Here is a 19,132-nt window from a genome sequence, read left to right as displayed (position 1 = left end):
ATAAAGAAAGTGAGTGAACACGTTGATTACCATAAGTCTTTGCCTTATCGTTAAAAATGAGGAGAAAACACTTCGGCCTTGTTTAGCTTCCGTTGCCAAAGCGGTTGACGAGATCATCATTGTAGATACTGGTTCAACCGACCAAACGAAATCGATTGCTCAGTCCTTTACGGATCGCATCTACGATTTTAAATGGATAGATGACTTTTCGGCTGCGCGTAACTTTGCTTTCCGTCAAGCTACGAAGGAATACATTTTATGGTTGGATGCGGATGATATTTTGAAGGAAGAGGATTGTAACAAGCTCTTAGCGCTAAAAGCAGATCTGGAGCCTTCCGTCGATTCGGTAACGATGTTTTATAATTATGCGTTTGATGAATTTGGCAACCCGATTTCCAGGTTTAAGCGCAATCGGTTGGTGAAACGGGAGAATCAGTTCAAATGGATTGGAGCAATCCATGAATATTTGGAGGTCAGTGGGAATATTTTGGACTCTGACATTACCGTTACGCATTGCAGAATCCATACGAAGAGCGACAGGAATCTCAAAATATTTCAGAATAGACTGATGCGAGGAGAGCCGTTCACGCCCAGGGATCTCTATTATTACGCGAATGAATTAAAAGATCATAGTAAGTTTAGCAAAGCAATCATTTATTACAATAAATTCCTCACGACTGGAAAAGGCTGGATAGAAGATGAAATCTCCTCCTGCAGCAGGCTAGCCGATTGTTACCATGAACTAGGCAACAGTGAAATGGAACTGCAATCCGTATTCCGATCCTTTCAATATGATAGTCCACGTGCCGAGTTCTGCTGTCGTCTAGGTTATTATTTTCTAACCCGCAAGCAATTCGCACCAGCCGTGTTTTGGTATAACTTAGCTACAGAATTAAACGTACCTACACACAATTGGGGATTCTCTAATCCCAAATTTTCTACTTGGCTGCCACATCTACAACTCTGTGTTTGTTATGACAATCTAGGACAACACGCTAATGCTTATAAGCACAATGAAATTGCCCGCAGCTACAGACCCAAGGACCAGAGTATACTGCATAATAAAAAGTACCTTGAGTCCGTCCTGCATATTTCAGAAAGCTCTGATCAGTAGAATGAGAAAAACTTCAATCGAAGTAATTCGAGGAGGAGCGACCGCGTTTTAGAGGTTGTTTTTATCGCCAATAAGAATTTGTTCTTCCAAGCACCGGAAACTTATTAATTCTTATGTGGAGAGCAAACAGCGGCTGCGCCTTATGATACGAGGCGCAGCCGCTGCTTTTCGTTTAAGTCAACTTTCTTCCTCAATGATGGTTCGGTAAATTTCAAGATATTTATTTGTCATCCCACTTGTTGTAAAATGCTCAAGCACGTATTCGCGGAGCTCATAGGGATCGGGCAGCGTCTCATTAATCAATTTATTTGTCATCTCCTGGACAGAGCGGCATATCAATTGAGGAAACCCGCTCATTACCTCGGGAACAGATCCATTTGGCAAGGCCAATACAGGTGTTCCACATGCCATAGCTTCAGTCATGACAAGCCCAAACGGCTCCTCAACCAGTGTCGGAAATAACATGCATCTGGCATGCTTCAATAAATCTTGACGGGCTTGCCCTCCGACTTCACCGACATATTGAATAGATGGATTCGACATGGTTTTGGTGAGAATCTCCTTATGGAAATATTCATGATCATAGACGGGTCCAGCAATGATTAACTTCTGGTTGGCCCGTTCCGCCGCTTCTATCGCATGATGAACACCTTTGTAAGGAATAATTGCTCCAATGTAAAGCAGATAGTCTCCCTTTTGATCAGAAAATTGAAATTCATCTGGGTTTAACCCGTTATAAACTACGTTGTCTTGAGGGCTGCCGAACAAGTCTCGGTGTCTTTTACTCAAATATACGGCGTGTTTTACTGGATTCGTTAATGGGTTGTGGATCGTACAGACCGTTGGTACCGAGAGCTTCTTTTGGCCAACAACCGAAAGCTGAGTATGGTCATGAATGATGTCAACGCCTGGAGGCAATGTTAGCTTTACAAAACCAGGAATTTTCCACATGTCATGCCCCTCATGTAAGTAAGGCATCAGTTTTCCTCGTATCTGACTTCCAAAAGGTGCATATAAAATGACTTCATGTCCTCGATCTACAAGCTCCTCTGCCAACGTATAAACAACTCGCTCTATACCGCCGTATTTTACGGGTGGAACGGGAAGATAATCTGGACTTATTAGCGCAATCCTCATTCCTTTTCCCTCCTACATGTTATCCAATACGAAACTACTTCTTACTAATAGGTATATAATGTCGTTCGATTCGGAAAGGCTTTTCTCTTTCCACAAGCTCGGAAGGATTGTATCCAAATTGATCCAGTTCCAACCCCGTTATGCCCAACGACCACTTTTTGGAAAACCGTTCTGCATTCAAGTAGGCGCTTGCTGAATAATTGGTTTTGTTCGTTTGGAACGTACTTCCCCCATAATGATGAACATACACGTCATTCGCTACCCACAGAATCTGACCGCTTATACGAGCTCGCAAACAGAAATCATCATCTTCATAATTTCCTGGGAAAAACCTTTCGTCCAGCCCACCTATTTTGGCAATGAGATCTTTGTGAAAAAGCATGCAATGCCCGATTAATTTATGAGGGAAGAAGCCTTGATCTTTATGTTGGAGCGACCAATGGAGGGCGAAAACTTCCATCTCCGCAGAGGACTTATAGGGGACATTGTAGACGAGCTGCGACCAAGCGACATTATTAGAACGGGGACCTACTATAGCGATGTTAGGGTCCCTCTGAAGGCATCCCAGTAAACGAGTCAACCAACCTTCGGTAACAACGGTATCGTTGTTAAGCAAGCAAATGTAGTCACCATCAGCTTCTGCGATACCTTGGTTGTTACCAGCTGCAAACCCCTTGTTTTCCTGATTGCATATAAGCTTAGAGGAAGGAACTGTCCGTAAATACTCCACGGTTCCATCCGACGAGCCATTGTCTACAAACACAAACTGAATCTTTATGTTGTCATCAGCATGATGCAAAATACTTTCTACGCATTCTTTCGTAAATCTCAATCCATTCCAGGTAAGCATGACTATTGAAATAAGTGAAGCCATCCCATTTCCCCCTTTCAACTAGCCCCTTTATCATCTAAAATGACCATAATATAAGTATTCATTTGATTTTCATATGGTGCAGGCTCGTTGGAACAACCATTTCCAGAGAAATTGGCACATATGCTTCAAAAATTGCAAAAAAAGTCCCCTTTCCTAATATCGGAAAGAGGACTCCCTGCACCCTAGCATTCAGCTCCGCTCATCTCATTTGTAAAGAATCGTTTATACTCTTTCGGTGTCAGTTTCGTAGCAGATTCACCTACGTAATGGAACTGCAAGGCACGACGTTTCTTGGTTGATAGATTATTTGGTGTTCCGTGTTTGAGTAAACCGTGGAATATTAGAATGCCGCCAGGCAGTAAAGGTACCGCAACATCTCTCTCTACTTGTACGTGTGCATCGCAGAGCTGCCAGTCTCGAATGGCATAATGTGGCGTTGCCCCATCGGCATGGGAGCCAGGAATGACATGCATACAGCCATTATCCAACGCTGCTTCATCGAGCGCAATCCACACGCCGACCACGGGCTTATCATATGCCAAATTCCCATAGGCCATATCTTGATGCCACGGCTTCTCCCCTCCACCATGTGGAGGTTTAAGTAAAGCCATATCCTGAACTAGCCTCGGTGTTTCTCCCAGAATATCTTGAACGATGGCAAGGATCTCAGGATGCTCCGCAATCCCACGTAAGCGATCATCCACTTGAACGAACTCATGTACCTTTCTAACCGCTAGTTCCTTCTCTTCGTCTGTTTTCAACTCACTCTTCGGCTTCGCGTATTGGATTAGTGCCCCTTTATTGTCTTTAAAAATAAGCTCATACAAGGCTTCTTTCGAATTCTGAATTTCTTCTTCATTTAATACATGTTCGACAGCTGAGAAGCCATTTCTCCAATAATTGGCGAGATGAGTCTCATTCCAATTTTTGCTACCATCAATTTTGTCCGCGACACGCTCATAGCGATAAAGCCTTGCTGAAATTTCTTCAGGCGATTGATTTGTTGGTTCAGTATTAGGCATAATGGTAACCCCTCCGTTTAAATAATTTAACTATTCGTATCTTTATTATATGAATAGAAAATAGTAAAATAAATGCATTCATACACTGTATTATTTAAACTATTTTACATAGAGGAGCCATGAAACTTCATGATCAATTTCTCATCCCAAACGATTCAACTTACTCCCTACTTCGGTAAAGTTATCTGTGAAGTGAATTGGAAATGGACCAGCCGCGAGAATGAACCTTTCCAAGACTTCGACTTTTGGTATGTATGGGATGGAGAAGGAGAGGTCACCTTAAATAGCAAACGTTACCACGTAAGTGCTGGCGATTGTTTCCTGTTCAAACCAGGGGATCTGTCCAGTGCTAAGCATAATCCAGAACGCCCGCTTACCGTAACATTCATTCACTTCTCCGCAGAAGGGAATGACACGATTCCGATGTCACTGCCATCTTTCGTTCATTTTGATCCCGCCGAGTTCCACGAGAGCTATCTAGATCGTTTTGTACACGTACGACACACCGAGGCTCACGGACATGAAGAGGAAGCGAAGATGCTGCTTAAGCTGATTCTGTTGCTTTTTGAACGTCAAGCGCCTGACCATCAACCTCAAAGTGATCCGGTGCGAGGATCGATGAATCGTGTGATGATGGATATCGCGGCTCACATTCGGCAAGATCCCGGGCGACAGCATAGTATCCAAGATTTAGCCAAGAAAGCTCATCTATCTCCACGTTATTTCTCTTTAAAATTCAAAGAAATTATGGGCCAAACGATTGAATCGTATCTCATCCAGTCCAGAATTGAGCGCGCCACCTATTTGCTTAAACTAGGAATGAATGTCAGTGAAGTCGCTGAAGCGCTGGGGTATCGAAGCATTTATTTCTTTAGCCGCCAATTCAAAAAAGTAACAGGAACAAATCCCTCTCAGCTTCGCTCTTGATAAATATTTTTTGCAACTTTGGCTGGGCGTGATAGAATGTACCTTTACGACAGCATTGCGCTAGTTCATCAAGGAAGGTTAGGTCATCATGCATTCATCAAACTTATTACGATCATTTAACTTTATGTACTTTGCTTTACTTGCACTTTTTGTTTCATTTCTGCCTGTTTACTTAGACGCACAAGGACTTTCCACATCGCGTATAGGACTTATCATCGGGACAGGTGGCTTCATCGCTATCTTTTCACAGCCATTATGGGGCATGATAAGCGATCGGACGAAAACCATCAAGAAGATCATGTTGCTTCTCATTTTCTGTTCAACGATTATCGGCTACTTGCTGTATGACTCCAAGAACTTTATCGTTTTGCTTCTATTTACCATGCTGCTCTACTTTTTCTTAATGCCTTTAGATCCATTAACGGAAAGCCTTAATTTCCAAACCGCGGAACGCCTCGGCACGAGTTATGGTTCCATCCGTACATTCGGTGCTGTCGGCTATGCCGTGATGTCATTAATTGTCGGTTATGCCGCACAGTACTTAGGTATACATAGCTTAGCCTATCTTTTCGGCGGCATTGGGATTATCAGCCTCATCATATGTTTGGCTCTACCCGATGCGCCTGTTACAGGAAAGCCGATTTCCCTTCGCAGTCTTCGTAATTTCCTTGGAAATAGAGAAACCATATGGTTTATGGTACTCATCTTCATTTGTGCCGTTCCACAACGGATTAACGATACGTTTCTCGGGGTTTATATTCGGGAATTAGGCGGCAGCAACCATTTGGTCGGTATTGCTTTCTTCCTAGCAGCTGGGAGTGAAATTCTAGTATTTGCATTAAGCTTCTGGTGGCTGCGCAAAGGCAAAGAATTAGCGCTTATATCATTCGCAGCTTTCTTCTATTTCTTGCGCTTCCTCATCAGCGCTTGGGTAACCGACCCGCATGTGCTCGTTGCGATCCAGCTTCTCCAAACGTTCACATTCCCTATTTTCTATTCGGCGGCGATTCAATATTTATATCAGATTGTCCCAGAAGAATGGCGTGCTACGGGACAAACCGTGCTTGCGATTATCTTCTTCGGTATCTCGAGTATTGTCGCTTCTTACCTAGGTGGATGGTTCTATCAACAGTTCGGTGGACACACATTATTTATCTGGGTATCGGTCATGTCATTCTCCGGTTTCTTGTTTAGCTTAGCCCTGCGATCCGTGTATCGGAAACAGAAGCTGGCAACCTAAGCATTTTCTGCTAAAATGATAGGATAGAGATGAAACGGGGGCCCACAACATGGATTACATTATATTAGATATCGAATTTAACGGCCGCAAGTTTGCCAGTGATCTACCGATGGAGGTTATCGAGATTGGCGCTGTTCGTCTAGACGCTTCTCTTCAGCAAGTGGATGAATTCTCAGCTTTGATTAAACCGGTCTATTTCTCCAAATTAAATGCTTTTATTAAGAAGAAAACAGGAATTCCCCAAGAAGATATTGATGAAGCTGCTGGTTTCCGCAAGGTCATTACTGATTTCTTGGAATGGCTCAATCGGAGTGAGGAGCTGCTGCTGGTCACATGGGGCGGCGAAGATGTCAAACGAATCGTGTTTGATACCCGCATGCACAAGCTAGATGATGCTTATTGGATGGCTGTCGGCTATTTCGACTTACTGAAGGGGTTCACTCGCTTCAAAAAAGTAACGAATGACGTCAGCGTGGAAGCCGCGCTTCTCGATCTTAATATCGAGGCTGAGGGATCTGCCCATCGTGCCTTGGACGATGCCCGCATGACGGCGGAGGTGTTCCGCGCCATCTTCACCGAGCTCGACTTCGATCGCAAACAACAATACGTCGACATGTACACGAATGCGAAAGAACGGCGCCTGATCAAAACAGCCGTGAAGACCATTACAACTCAGAAAGTCGTTCCGACTTGGGAGCTATTCGTAGAAAAGTATTTCGCGGATAAAATCGAGGCGGCTGACGTCAAGAAGGTCACCGAAATGCAGACGCTATTCGCCGCGGAAGTCGCGAAAGGCGTGCCACCTGGGAAGCCGGCGGGGAATACCGCGACATCAAATTAACCAATGCACAACAACATTATCGTCTAAATAAGGGATCGTCGTTCCGTAACTAGGATGCAGCAGTTTCATTGCTGCTCATCCATGGATCGCCGTTCCCTTTTACATGCTGAAGACCTCTATTCGTCCCCTCCGACTCCCTGTAAAACAAAAAGCCAATCTACCGAATAAGCTTGCTAAGCAAGTTATCGTGTATATTGGCGGTCGCTCATCTATGAGTTCCATCGCTATAAGTTTACTCATGCCGAGATTACAGCTGATCCACACCTAAACGGTTCGAGTAGAAACCGTGGATCACTTTGTCTTTGGTCGTCTTGGATTCATTGGACTGCAAGGAAAGCAAGGTATCCGTTAGCTCCATAAACCACTGATGATCTTTGATTTCAAGGGCAATGTCGATCATACTGCGAACACTAGCCTCCGTATCCAGACCACTTACGGGTAATGCCTTCACACTGGAAAGCTTCACTTCAATTTGATGGCCAATGATTTCATCTTGATCAGAAGCAATGACATGTACGAAGGCGATACCATGCTGCAAAGCGATCGCTTCTACATACCCATGAACCAATTCATCTTCACTTGTTGTTGCGACAACCCAATCACTAATTGCAACGTTCAACATACGCCTCGCCACCTTCACTAGAAATGTTACTGCATACTGTAATTATAATTATTACAGTATAAAATGTCAAGTGAACGTTACACTTAGTTGAGGCATCCATTTGAAATGAAGTATGCAAAGTATAAATTGCTCTTGTAAAATTTACAAGTTGATCTCAACATTTTATAATAGAGACATGTGTTCCTATTGTAAGTATCCGAAGGAGTTTACTCATGTCTTCTACACCCGTTCTAAATGATGACCAATGGTCGAAATTACTCGAATATATCGCTGAAACGTATAACGAAGTTACGCTAAGTCGAGGCTTTCATTTCTATAAACAGCAGATGGTAACGTCTCTTATTATTTCTTCTGAAATGAAGAAGGTTAACGCCGTCGTGGAAGAGTTTGGCGAGAAGTGTATGGTTGGAATTGACCTCAATCAGTTGAAAGCCAGCTCCTGCACCTGCCCTGTTAAGACAGCTTGCAAACATGTGGCGGCAGCCTTGATGGAACTGGCAGATCGGCAAGGCTATCCAGCTTCCCAAATCATGAATGCCAAGATGGCATTGAAACGTGTAGCTGCTCAATCTTCATCGGTGTCAGCCTTGGAGCAATTACCAGGGATGACTGTGGATGATTGGCACAAATTCATGGAGCATTACACCTATCACCTCAAACCTTCTTTCGATCAATGGAATTATGTTGAATTGCTGCGAGGACAATTTGCTAATCTCAAACGAACAGCAATTCCGTTCTCCGAGACGGATCTGTACTATTTCGATTTGCATCAGAGACTATTTATCCTGCGCAAAATTGTCGAACAGAACGCGCAAGCTGGTGTCACGTTCTACACGGCCGCAACCATTTATCATTTGAGTGATGAACTCGATGATTGGTTGAAGGAACCTGCAAGTGGCTTGGATGGCGACCAGCATAGAGAAAGATTGACGCAGACATTCGCTTATCTTCGCGCACAAATGGCCATTGAATCACCGAAGAAATTGCACCACTTTCGGGTGTTTACGACATTTTGGGCTTTTAAGGCTCCACGTGATGATAGCCTAATCGCCACAGAGGTAGCTGCTTTCGAAGCGATGGAAGCCGCGGAACTCTCTCTTTCACTGTGCGCAGGACGAGCCTTCCTCTATCTTCGTCAATCGCAGTCTGATAAAGCTTGGAGTGCCATTACGTCACACGTTTCCTTCAAGGATGCGCCATCGCTTCTTTTTATCCCATTCCTTGCCTACTTGGAACATGTTCAGAAGTGGCATGAAATTGTGCATTGGCTGCGAAGATTAAGTTCATTCTATAGTGGCAAAAGGCATCATGACATCGAATCCTACGCTGCCTATTGGAAAGTCGCAATTGCTCACGTTCCTGATGCGGATGACCAGATGTGGGCGTCGTTAGTGGAACTACTACCTGCCTCCTATCGCATTATCGAGGCGTTCTATTATGAACAACGCAAATGGAAGTCATGGATCGAAATGCAAATCGCGCAGGGCTACGACCCGTTCACACATCGCGTGAATGTCCTGCAGCCCATTGAGAAGGAGTCGCCTGAGCTACTCCTCCCTTATTATCACCAAGCTGTGGAGCACTATATTCGGCTCAAAAACCGTCATGATTACAAATCAGCCGTACGTCTCTTGAAGCGTTTAGAGAAAGTATATAAAAAAATGAAGCAACCCGAACGATGGGAAGCATTCTTCACCCAATTCGTCAGTCGGTTTAGCAGGCTGCGCGCCTTGCAGGAAGAATTGAAGAAAGGGAAGCTGTTAGAATGAGTACCAAACTGCATGAAATGTCATTATGTATGTCCCTAACGGATGGTGGAGATGCCTTGCTATGGGGGTTCAAAGATGGAAGAGAAGTCTCTGGCGACCATTTTCGTAAGCTGCTGTTCACTTGGCATGCTCCATCTCTCTACGGCACTCTGCTTGAGACAAAACAAGCTGGAGAGCTAGCCGTGACGATTCTCCCTGTGGAGCAAGTGCTCCCTTTCTTTGCAGCTCCGAACTTCATCGACATAGTGAGCTGGGAGATGGGGACAGAATCCGCACAACATATGTTACGTGTAGCCCCGATTCTCTATGAAGCTGCTCAAAAAGGCCAGTATGTGCCAAGCTATGAGGATTTCCGCAATGGTCAGTTAATTTGGACGTGGGATCGCAGCTCAGAAGAACTTGCTGAAGTCGATTGGACCCTGTTAGAGAGCATGGATGACCTTGGCGAAGGCTTGAAGGGATTACGCGCGGCATTCTCAGCTGCGGTCGTTGACGCTCACTATGCGGATGAAGCCGCTATGGCGGATTTGCGCCGGGATTATCCGGCTTTGTTCACGGCTAACCGGAAGACAACCTTGGCTGACGATTCTCCCGCAGCTTTTACAGAAAATGAATGGCTCTCTGCCATGGGATGGCGTCCGGACCTAGCTCCGTTCCGACCAGCGCTGCAGCTGCTTGAGCCTGATGAACTTGAAGACGAGTGGCGACTGCGGCTCGTCCTCCAAGATAAACAAGACAGCACACTGCTCACGCCGATTCGCTTGCATGTGGATGGAACGGCTTCGGGCGCTTGGGCATCGGAATGGAGCCCATTCGTCGTTGAGCGTGCCCCCGGTTGGGTAACACGCTTACTCGAAGCCTTGCCTCGCATGGCGGACGATGGCGAACTGCTCGCACATCCAATGAGCGATGATTCGGCATGGACGTTCCTGACCAAGGATAGCCGCCTTTTGCTCGAAGATGGCTGGAACGTTATGCTTCCTGCTTGGTGGGAAGCGGCTGCCAAACGTAAGCCTCGACTAAGCGCTAAGGTTGCTGCTGAAGCTGGCGGAGGAGCTGGTGGCGGCGGTAAAAGCGAGTCTTTGTTCGGCATGAACTCCCTCGTCAACTTCGATTGGCGGATTGCCATCGGTGATTCCGAATTAAGCGAGACGGAATTCAACAATCTGCTTAGCCGTAATGAGCGGCTTATTCGTTTCCGTGGACAATGGATCTATTTGGATCCAGCCTTTCTCGATCAGATTCGCAGATTGATGGATAGCATTGATCCAGCTGAGGGATTGTCCCTGCAAGATATTTTCCAGCTCCATTTATTGAGTGAGTTGGAAAGAGATAAGATCAAGTCCTCATGGGATGGCGAAAGTCCTGAGGAGTTGGACTATGAAGAAGAGGCTCGCTTGCAGCTAGAGGTTGAGCTGAATGAGCATCTGATGGCTTTGATTCGGCAGCTCGGGCAGCCTTCCGATTTAGAGCTCATTCCTGTGCCGCAAGGGTTGCGCGCTGAGCTGCGGGGTTATCAGCACCAAGGGTTTACTTGGCTAAGTTACCTGCGGAAGTTCGGGCTTGGCGCTTGCTTGGCCGATGATATGGGACTTGGAAAAACCGTTCAATTCATTACCTATTTACTACATCACAAACCAGTTTCTGAGCAGCCTGCTCTACTGATTTGTCCAACTTCCGTGCTTGGCAACTGGCAAAAAGAGCTTGCACGCTTCGCTCCCGAGCTTAATGTCATGCTGCACTACGGGAAAGGCCGATTGAGTGGCGGCGCTTTGGATGATGCTTTGCAGGGTGTAGATATTGTCCTTACTTCCTACACGACTGCACTTATGGATCAAGAAACACTTCAGCCTTACAAATGGAGTTCCCTCTGTTTGGATGAAGCACAGAATATTAAGAACGCCCAAAACAAACAATCTGCTGCGATTCGTTCGTTGAACGCCGTTCATCGCATAGCTCTTACGGGTACGCCAATTGAGAATCGATTATCAGAGCTGTGGTCGATCTATGACTTCCTTAATCCCGGCTACCTCGGTAACCAGCGCGGCTTTCAAGTTCGCTTCGCGAACCCGATTGAGAAGCATCAGGATACGGAACGGACCGCGCAGCTTCAGCAATTGGTTAAACCTTTTATGCTGCGCCGCAAAAAGAAAGATCCTGCCATCCAGCTCGATTTGCCAGATAAGCTGGAAATGAAGGTCTACATCAATTTGACCGCAGAGCAAGGCGCGATGTACGAGCAGACCGTCAAGGATCTGATGGAGCGCATGAAGAAGCTCGAGGGCATGGAGCGCAAAGGCGCGATTCTTGGCGCTCTCACACAGCTAAAGCAGCTGTGTGATCATCCGATGCTGCTCACGAAGGAAGCGGAGCTGGCTGAGGAGATGCTGCAAAGCGAAAATGGACGCGAAGCGCTCGTGCAGCGCTCTGCGAAGCTGGAGCGGCTTGTTGCGATGGTCGATGAGCTCCGCGACGAGGGCGATTCGTGTTTGATCTTCACCCAGTATGTAGGCATGGGCCGCATGCTGGCGGATGTGCTCTCCAAGCAGCGCGGAGAGCCGGTGTTCTACCTCAACGGGAGCACGCCGAAGCAGGAGCGCGACCGCATGATTGACCGGTTCCAAGCCGCTGATGGCGATGGACCGAATATTTTTGTGCTGTCGCTGAAAGCCGGCGGCGTCGGGTTGAACTTGACCGCGGCGAACCACGTGTTCCACTTCGACCGCTGGTGGAATCCCGCGGTAGAGAACCAGGCGACCGACCGCGCTTATCGGATGGGCCAAACGAGGAACGTGCAGGTCCACAAATTCATCTCGCTCGGCACACTCGAGGAACGGATTGACGAGATGCTCGAGAGCAAAATGAGCCTCAGCGACAACGTCATCTCCTCTTCCGAAGGCTGGATTACCGAGCTTTCGAATGATGAGCTGCAGGATTTATTTACCCTGCGGAAGTCTTGGTAGTATAGGGTGCAGCTGTGCACCCATAGGGGCAGTCTCCGTGTAGATTCTTCTACGCGGGGATTGCCCTTTTTGCATTGTTTTGGGGGGCAGGCCGTTGGGGCTACAAGGTCCGTGAAGGGCGCTACCGCTCGCGCGGCGATTAGCGGGCGGACTTTAGCGCCCGAAAGGGGCGTTAAAGTCTTCGGAGCGCTGGCTTTTCGGCGGTTTCGGGCACTTAAGGCCCGATAAGGGTCTTATTTCTCTCACAACAGCCCGCGCACAGGACTTTAGCGCCCAAAAGGGCGTTAAAGTCCTCGGTTCGCTGGATTTTCGGCGGCTACATGTAAGTCATATGCCTCCAGCCCCACCTTTTCACGCGTCTTAAACTAGACACGCTCGATCCTCATGCGTCTTAAATACCACAGCTCATCCGAATGGTATGATAGACTGTATATATTTCATCACGTTTCGACATTCACTTTACTAAAGGAGACCCTGCTTATGTTTTATAGGAAACTTTTCATTCCCACTACTTCCCTACTTCTGAGTGCAGCACTTGTCGCCGGAGGTGCACCAGCATCTGCCGCATACTCCCCTTCCGTTAATGCCGTTACGAAATTAGTTTACGCTGCAGGCAAAAACTTCAATGTTCCTGTGGTTACAGTAGATCTCACCGATCCAACGCTGGAGCTCGTTCCTGCCTTAGCTGATGGCGGGATTGGACATGACGAAGCCATGCAATCCATCGTTGAGCGTGAGAACGGTGTCGCTGCGATTAACGGAACTTTTTTCAACGCGTATGAGTCTAATCCTTATATCCGCTACCCCAACGGGACGCTGCTGAAATCTGGCGAGCCCATGCATTCTGGGGAAAATCAGACGCTATTCCTGAACAAAGATAAGGTGCCGGACATTCAGTTCGTCAACCTCGACATTGCGATTCGCACAAGCGAAGGTGGCGGTACTTACACGATTAATCCTTGGGGGATTAACAAATATTACGGCGATACGAGCACCGACCAGATTGTCTGGTATACGCCGGATTTTGGCCGCTGGATCGGCTTTCCCAATGGGACCAAAGTAGTGATCAGCGATGGACTTGTCACTCGCATTACGCAAGATTCCGTATCGGTACCGGCAGGCGGATATGTGTTATTTGTCGGTAACAGTGCCAACAATAAGCAAAATGTTCTGACCAAGCTGGATGTAGGTGATAGAATCACGAAGGATATTATTGCGAAGGGTGAGGGCGGAAGTAATCTTGATGCCAAAACCTGGCTGTCCGCGATCGGCGTTGGTCCTAAGCTCGTAACGAACGGTGCTTCGGATATCAATGTGAAACGAGATGGTTTCACGGACCCTAAAGTTACGCAATCTTCCGCTGCTAGAAGCTTCGTTGGGATCGACGGCTCGAATCGGCTCGTAATGGGGACAGTCCCGAGCGCCACCTTGTCAGAGCTTGCTTCAATTGCTATAGCACTTGGATTAAAAGAAGCGATGAATATGGATGGCGGCTCCAGCTCTGGTCTTTATGCGAATGGGACGATGATGAGTTATCCTGGTCGAAAACTCAGTAACGTGCTCGTCGTTCGCAAACTGGACAAGCCTAAAGTTCAAATTGATATTAACGGTCAATACATTTCGGATTTTGCCGGTTTCATCGATAAAGAAACAACGGTCGTGCCGATTCGTCCTTTTATCACGGCGATGAACGCTAGTTTTGCGTGGGATGCTGCTACTAGAACAGCCACCATCACTAATGCTGGCGTCACCTTGAAGCTGAAGGATGGCAGCTCCGTCGCTACGGTGAACGGAAAGTCCGTATCTGTGCCTGTCCCCTTGCAAATTATGAGTGACAGCCGGATGTATGTCCCGCTTCGCTTAGTTGCAGAATCGCTCAAAAGCACCGTCGAATGGAACAGCAAGCTGTACCGCGCATCAGTGAAACTACCCTAAGCAACAAATAAAAAAGGCAGCCACAAGTAAATCTTGCGGGCTGCCTTTTTTATTTTAGTGTAATCCTTCCAACGCTACGTCTGTACGCGTTTCTTGATATGCTTCCGTCTTGCCGCGGCGCAGGAAAAGACCAAGAACGACTCCGCACATTGCGATAATCATCATACATGTGAAGGTATACCCGAATGCATCAGGAGCTACGGATAGCATCGACTTTTGCATTTCTGCTGGGGAACCAACAGGTAGCTTCTGCTCCGTAATCAACGTTGTCACACGTGAAGTCAGAATCGTCACCACGATCGCAACACCGAACGAGCTAATAACTTGCTGCATGGCACTTGTCAACGAAGTAACCCGACTGACAAGGTCCTGCGGTGCTTTTTTGATTAAATGGGAGTTGATTGGCATCATCATGAGCCCCATACCCGCACCCGCCATCGCTAGCGGAAGAATGAGATCCGTTCTTTGGGTGCTCAAATCCATATGTGAATATTGGAAAATCGCCCCAGAGACCAGTGTAAGACCGATGACGACCAACCAACGAACGCCGATTTTATCAAACAAATAACCGCCAATTGGCATCATAAGTCCAGAAGCGATTGCTTGTGGGAACAGCGTCAAGCCTGTATCAAACGCACCGTAACCACGGGCTTGCTGTAGGAATTGTGGGAGAAGGAAGATCGCCCCAAACATACAGAATTGGATCACCCATTGAATGAATATACTAAATGAAAAATCGAATGATTTGAATACGCGAAGCTCAAGCAATGGAATTTTTGTTCTAAGCTCAACAATTACGAACGCTATAAGGGCAACTGCACCAACGATAATACCACCAAGCGCTTTATCGGAAGTCCAGCCTGACGCTCCCTGCGAGATCCCGTAGGATAATGATGCGAAAGCGATCGGACCTAGGATCATCCCTGGCAGGTCAAAGCCAGCAACTTTTTTGCGTGCAACAACAGGTAATTTCCATAAACCGAAAATAAAGCTGAAAATGCCAACAGGCAGATTAATGAGGAAAATCCAGTGCCAAGAATGGTATTCAACTAACCAACCCGATAAGATCGGTCCAATAGCTGGAGCTAATAAAATAGGTACACCTAGCATACCCATAACTTGCCCGATTTTGTTAGGGGGACTCAGTCTGTATACATAAGCCATCGCGACAGGCATTACAAAACCTCCGCCTAAACCTTGCAGAATGCGGAAAAAGATCAGCATTTCAGCGGAGTTTGGCGTCGCACATAAAAGGGAAGCAATCGTAAACAGCAGTACGGATGTCAAAAAGACATTCTTCGCTCCAAAACGGTCAGATAACCAACCTGCTAATGGAATTACCGCAGCGGATGCCAGCATATAGCCCGTAACCGCCCATTGAATTGTAGGCAGATCTGTTTTAAAGTCAACGACCAACTTTGACAAGGCAACGTTCATTGCTGTCGTGTCGAGGATAACCATGAAAATGCCCGTAATAATCGCAATTAGTGGCACTAAGATGCTCGTAATCTTAAATTCCGGCTCCGTTCCACCGGATACAGCAGTTTGACTCATTCCTAACTCCTCCTTAGACAATCTCTCTCTTCAGTGTTACAATAGTTACGGGACAATTGTCCGCTATCTCATATTACGGACAATTGTCCGCAAAGTCAAATGATTTTTTCATGGAGGATCTCTCGACCAGGAGGAACGAAGAAATGAAACATCCAGATGATCATCATCCCTTATTTTGTGAACCCGATAAAGAAGCCAACCCACCAATCAGCCGCCGTGGGGAACGCGATACAGAATATCGTCGTCGTATCCTTTCTGCTGCTCGTACGCTTCTGGAAACGAATGATATAGATAACGTAACCATGCATCAAATTGCTAAAGAATCCGGTGTGGGCCAAGGAACCTTGTATCGCCGCTATACGCATATTGGAGATGTATGCAGTGATTTGATCAAGTCCACAACGACACGGTTTATCGACTCACTTGAGGAGAAGTACACGATAACTGATCCCGCCGGATCAGGCATGGCTCGGTTATCCGATTGCATCCATGATGTCATTGATTTCGTCGATGAGAATGTCACACTTCTTTCCGTTATCTCATCTATGCATGCGGACAAACGGAGCGTCAGCATTCTCAAAAAGCCTTTCTTTGTCAGACTACACAATATCCTAGTTCCACTGATTCAACATGCGGTTCAGCATGGCGAGATTGACGAAATTGATGTCACGCTAACAGTCAATACCATTCTCGTTTCGCTTTTTCCAGAACAATATATGTTTCATAAAGACGTACTTGGCTATACAAAACAGCAATTTACTGAAGGCATATGTCGACTCTTTGTAAAAGGAATATAAATCTATGAAATCAGATATGAATGCTAGCCAGCGTACCTTTTGGAAGAAATATATTGCGAAAGCAAGAATTGATGTCGACTATGCGGCCTATACGAAAGTATCGAGAAGTTGGAATGATGAGAACCCCGCCTGTCCAGTAAATCGGCTATATTTCATTATGGAAGGTGAAGGTTTTGTTAAAATAGGCGATCAAACCTACTATCCGCGGCCCGGCGAGCTCTACCTTCTTCCTGCTGGCAGCGACCAAGCCTATGGGACGATCAGTGATCATACCTTTGGTAAGTATTGGTCCCATTTCACAGCGAAAATCGGGGATTTGGATCTCTTTCAGATTTTGCACACCAGCCCCATGATTGTCGTTAAGGATCCAGCAGCGCTTCAACAAACATTCGAGAAGCTGATCGCTTATCGTCGAAGTGATGCTTTATCAGCCGAATTCCGAGTCACGGGCATTCTCCATGAGCTTATCGCAGAATTTATCGATGGCAATGCTTCCGTAAAGCTGAATCTAGCAACGACGCCAACGCATGAGAAAATGAATGGGGTTCTGCGTTACATGGAACAGCATATGGCAGAGCAGGTTTCAATCGAAACGTTGGCCCAGCTCGCGCATTATCATCCGAATTATTTCATCAACGCGTTCAAACAGTTTACGGGGTACTCTCCGATTCAATATATGAACCATCTGCGCTCGGAAAAAGCAAAAGATCTGCTCCTGACGACAGAGCTGAATGTCTCCCAAATTGCCGATTCGTTCGGCATGGAATTGTCTTACTTCTCCCGTATGTTCAAAGAACAAACGGGGTTTAAGCCAACGGCGTTCCGCGATTTGCGGCCGCGATGAGTTTTGTTGCGTTTGTTTGCACTGCCCAATAATAGCAAATAGAGACCTACAGCAATCGGCGTGTGGTCTCTATTTATATGAAGGAGTCTATTCTGTTGTAATTTCTACTGAATTGTTTTCACCATTCCACCTTACTTTGGCTCCAAGGATTTCAGAAACAAACCTTACGGGGACGAACGTTCTTCCGTTTACAATGGTTGGAGGAACTTCAAGAAGCTTATGTTCTCCGTTTATCAAAGCTTCATTTTTGTCAATTTGTAGCATAATTACAGTTTCCCCTTTTGTAATCGTTACAGATTGAGTTATCTCATTCCACTTGACTTCCGCACCTAGCACTTCAAATACTGCCCTTAAAGGGACTAAAGTTGTATCCTTTATGATTGCGGGTACCACATCAAAGATGATTGGTCTTTCATTTATTTTTACTTTGATAATATCTAAGGGTACAGCTGTAATTCCTACTTCCAAGCTTACACTACCAACATATTGATATCCGTTCCAATGTAAATCATAGATATGCTGCTTAATCATTGAATCAACTTCATTCCATATCATCCCGTTTTCTGAAAATAACATCAGATCTGATCCAAGTGCTACAAATCGTTTCCCATCCCATATGACAGATTCAATGAACTTGTTGGTATGTGATTCTCTTGGTGTCCATACATGACCATCATCAGAAGTCAAAATCAATCCGTTATTCCCCACAGCCACATACATTACGCCATTCCAGGAAACACGATTCAACAAATGTGCTGGATTGATGTTTTGTTTGGACCAGTGATTCCCATCTTGCGATGTAATGATCTCTGACCCGATTGCTACAAATTGTTTCCCATCCCAGAGTATATCTGTCAGAGCGCCTTCCGCCTTATAAATTGCATCCTCCCATTTTGCCCCATCCAGAGAAGTAACAATACTGCCATCATAGCCAACAGCAACTGATCTGCTCCCATTGCTTTCTATCCCATAAAACCACCCCATATGTCCGGTCAATGCTTCTGTCCATTTAAGCCCATCCCGTGAGATCAGAATACTCTTGGCACCAACAACTACAAACTGCTTTCCATCCCATGCAGCCCCATGAAGTTGATTGGCATAACTACATACTTTTTCCCATGATTCCCCATCGGTTGACGTCCAGATTGATCCTTTATTCCCCTCACCTCTTGCTGCAATATATCGACTGCCATTCCATGCAAGAGCCCCAGAAACCGCCGTCTCCACACGATTAATAGGTTTACTAGACTTCCACACCAGGTCTCTTCCTTCAAAAGCAAATCCTTGAGTTACCATTACGGTAAAAAAACATATTAAGGCTAACCCTAGTGCCAAATAATACCTTTTCATTATTGCCTCCTAGTATAGTTGGTTATGTCACCAAGCTCTCAATTTATGACTATAGTTATTTTTTTCCACTACATACGATTCGTATGTATCTGACTGTTTGGGACTTAGTCCATTAAGTTCTTGCATCTCTTGCGGAGATGTGG

General features: G+C 46.0%; 15 protein-coding genes. 9 read left to right on the top strand and 6 right to left on the bottom strand.

The features are described from left to right. The first annotated feature begins 22 nt into the window (after positions 1–22). The gene (locus AC58QG_RS23070; protein ID WP_497364474.1) at positions 23–1,114 is read left to right on the top strand and encodes a tetratricopeptide repeat-containing glycosyltransferase family 2 protein; all 1,092 of its coding nucleotides are present in this window, start codon (positions 23–25) and stop codon (positions 1,112–1,114) included. A 177-nt stretch (positions 1,115–1,291) separates the two neighbouring features. On the opposite strand, the gene AC58QG_RS23065 is transcribed toward AC58QG_RS23070, so the two are convergent. From AC58QG_RS23065 to AC58QG_RS23055, 3 genes are all read right to left on the bottom strand, one after another. Next, complete coding sequence (locus AC58QG_RS23065; RefSeq protein WP_497364473.1) at positions 1,292–2,251, bottom strand: glycosyltransferase family 4 protein; 960 nt, start codon at positions 2,249–2,251, stop codon at positions 1,292–1,294. Positions 2,252–2,285: 34 nt separating this feature from the next. Beyond that, positions 2,286–3,101: a glycosyltransferase family 2 protein gene (locus tag AC58QG_RS23060; RefSeq protein WP_497364472.1), complete on the bottom strand. Its 816-nt coding sequence runs from the start codon at positions 3,099–3,101 to the stop codon at positions 2,286–2,288. 206 nt (positions 3,102–3,307) lie between these two features. Beyond that, positions 3,308–4,147, bottom strand: a complete 840-nt coding sequence (locus tag AC58QG_RS23055) for a phytanoyl-CoA dioxygenase family protein (RefSeq protein WP_497364471.1) — start codon at positions 4,145–4,147, stop codon at positions 3,308–3,310. Positions 4,148–4,276: 129 nt separating this feature from the next. On the opposite strand from AC58QG_RS23055, the gene AC58QG_RS23050 reads away from it, so the two are divergent. From AC58QG_RS23050 to AC58QG_RS23040, 3 genes are all read left to right on the top strand, one after another. After that, the gene (locus AC58QG_RS23050; protein WP_497364470.1) at positions 4,277–5,074 is read left to right on the top strand and encodes a helix-turn-helix domain-containing protein; all 798 of its coding nucleotides are present in this window, start codon (positions 4,277–4,279) and stop codon (positions 5,072–5,074) included. 88 nt (positions 5,075–5,162) lie between these two features. After that, complete coding sequence (locus AC58QG_RS23045) at positions 5,163–6,314, top strand: MFS transporter (protein WP_497364469.1); 1,152 nt, start codon at positions 5,163–5,165, stop codon at positions 6,312–6,314. A gap of 49 nt (positions 6,315–6,363) precedes the next feature. Beyond that, entirely contained in the window at positions 6,364–7,155 is a 792-nt protein-coding gene (locus AC58QG_RS23040; protein ID WP_497364468.1) for a 3'-5' exonuclease, read from the top strand. 247 nt (positions 7,156–7,402) lie between these two features. Here AC58QG_RS23040 and AC58QG_RS23035 read toward each other — a convergent pair whose 3' ends face one another. After that, complete coding sequence (locus AC58QG_RS23035) at positions 7,403–7,777, bottom strand: IDEAL domain-containing protein (protein ID WP_497364467.1); 375 nt, start codon at positions 7,775–7,777, stop codon at positions 7,403–7,405. Positions 7,778–7,989: 212 nt separating this feature from the next. Here AC58QG_RS23035 and AC58QG_RS23030 point away from each other — a divergent pair, with 212 nt between their 5' ends. The 3 genes from AC58QG_RS23030 (at position 7,990) to AC58QG_RS23020 (ending at position 14,444) form a co-directional block, all read left to right on the top strand. Next, a complete protein-coding gene (locus AC58QG_RS23030) occupies positions 7,990–9,546 on the top strand; it encodes an SWIM zinc finger family protein (RefSeq protein WP_497364466.1) in 1,557 nt (518 codons plus the stop codon). Beyond that, on the top strand, positions 9,543–12,509 hold the full coding sequence (locus tag AC58QG_RS23025) for a DEAD/DEAH box helicase (protein ID WP_497364465.1): 2,967 nt from the start codon (positions 9,543–9,545) through the stop codon (positions 12,507–12,509). Before AC58QG_RS23030 ends, AC58QG_RS23025 begins: the two co-directional genes overlap by 4 nt. A 480-nt stretch (positions 12,510–12,989) precedes the next feature. Further along, complete coding sequence (locus AC58QG_RS23020; protein WP_497364464.1) at positions 12,990–14,444, top strand: stalk domain-containing protein; 1,455 nt, start codon at positions 12,990–12,992, stop codon at positions 14,442–14,444. Positions 14,445–14,498: 54 nt separating this feature from the next. Here AC58QG_RS23020 and AC58QG_RS23015 read toward each other — a convergent pair whose 3' ends face one another. After that, positions 14,499–15,998: a DHA2 family efflux MFS transporter permease subunit gene (locus AC58QG_RS23015; RefSeq protein WP_497364463.1), complete on the bottom strand. Its 1,500-nt coding sequence runs from the start codon at positions 15,996–15,998 to the stop codon at positions 14,499–14,501. A 143-nt stretch (positions 15,999–16,141) separates the two neighbouring features. Here AC58QG_RS23015 and AC58QG_RS23010 point away from each other — a divergent pair, with 143 nt between their 5' ends. Together AC58QG_RS23010 and AC58QG_RS23005 are read left to right on the top strand one after the other, a co-directional pair. Continuing rightward, positions 16,142–16,795: a TetR/AcrR family transcriptional regulator gene (locus AC58QG_RS23010; RefSeq protein WP_497364462.1), complete on the top strand. Its 654-nt coding sequence runs from the start codon at positions 16,142–16,144 to the stop codon at positions 16,793–16,795. Positions 16,796–16,799: 4 nt separating this feature from the next. Then, entirely contained in the window at positions 16,800–17,639 is an 840-nt protein-coding gene (locus tag AC58QG_RS23005) for a helix-turn-helix domain-containing protein (protein WP_497364461.1), read from the top strand. Positions 17,640–17,726: 87 nt separating this feature from the next. On the opposite strand, the gene AC58QG_RS23000 is transcribed toward AC58QG_RS23005, so the two are convergent. Then, positions 17,727–18,989, bottom strand: a complete 1,263-nt coding sequence (locus tag AC58QG_RS23000; protein ID WP_497364460.1) for a stalk domain-containing protein — start codon at positions 18,987–18,989, stop codon at positions 17,727–17,729. Positions 18,990–19,132: the final 143 nt, after the last annotated feature.

It is taken from the genome of Paenibacillus sp. J22P169, assembly GCF_059691995.1.
The sequence above is the reverse complement of the archived record's forward strand: the minus strand, read 5'-3'. Positions and strand labels throughout refer to the sequence as shown.

What these genes read in the sequence shown, in the direction of transcription:
- AC58QG_RS23065 (WP_497364473.1), bottom strand. Translation starts at nt 2,251, where the DNA reads ATGAGGATTGCGCTAATAAGTCCAGATTATCTTCCCGTTCCACCCGTA.
- AC58QG_RS23060 (WP_497364472.1), bottom strand. Translation starts at nt 3,101, where the DNA reads ATGCTTACCTGGAATGGATTGAGATTTACGAAAGAATGCGTAGAAAGT.
- AC58QG_RS23055 (WP_497364471.1), bottom strand. Translation starts at nt 4,147, where the DNA reads ATGCCTAATACTGAACCAACAAATCAATCGCCTGAAGAAATTTCAGCA.
- AC58QG_RS23050 (WP_497364470.1), top strand. Translation starts at nt 4,277, where the DNA reads ATGATCAATTTCTCATCCCAAACGATTCAACTTACTCCCTACTTCGGT.
- AC58QG_RS23045 (WP_497364469.1), top strand. Translation starts at nt 5,163, where the DNA reads ATGCATTCATCAAACTTATTACGATCATTTAACTTTATGTACTTTGCT.
- AC58QG_RS23040 (WP_497364468.1), top strand. Translation starts at nt 6,364, where the DNA reads ATGGATTACATTATATTAGATATCGAATTTAACGGCCGCAAGTTTGCC.
- AC58QG_RS23035 (WP_497364467.1), bottom strand. Translation starts at nt 7,777, where the DNA reads ATGTTGAACGTTGCAATTAGTGATTGGGTTGTCGCAACAACAAGTGAA.
- AC58QG_RS23030 (WP_497364466.1), top strand. Translation starts at nt 7,990, where the DNA reads ATGTCTTCTACACCCGTTCTAAATGATGACCAATGGTCGAAATTACTC.
- AC58QG_RS23025 (WP_497364465.1), top strand. Translation starts at nt 9,543, where the DNA reads ATGAGTACCAAACTGCATGAAATGTCATTATGTATGTCCCTAACGGAT.
- AC58QG_RS23020 (WP_497364464.1), top strand. Translation starts at nt 12,990, where the DNA reads ATGTTTTATAGGAAACTTTTCATTCCCACTACTTCCCTACTTCTGAGT.
- AC58QG_RS23015 (WP_497364463.1), bottom strand. Translation starts at nt 15,998, where the DNA reads ATGAGTCAAACTGCTGTATCCGGTGGAACGGAGCCGGAATTTAAGATT.
- AC58QG_RS23010 (WP_497364462.1), top strand. Translation starts at nt 16,142, where the DNA reads ATGAAACATCCAGATGATCATCATCCCTTATTTTGTGAACCCGATAAA.
- AC58QG_RS23005 (WP_497364461.1), top strand. Translation starts at nt 16,800, where the DNA reads ATGAAATCAGATATGAATGCTAGCCAGCGTACCTTTTGGAAGAAATAT.
- AC58QG_RS23000 (WP_497364460.1), bottom strand. Translation starts at nt 18,989, where the DNA reads ATGAAAAGGTATTATTTGGCACTAGGGTTAGCCTTAATATGTTTTTTT.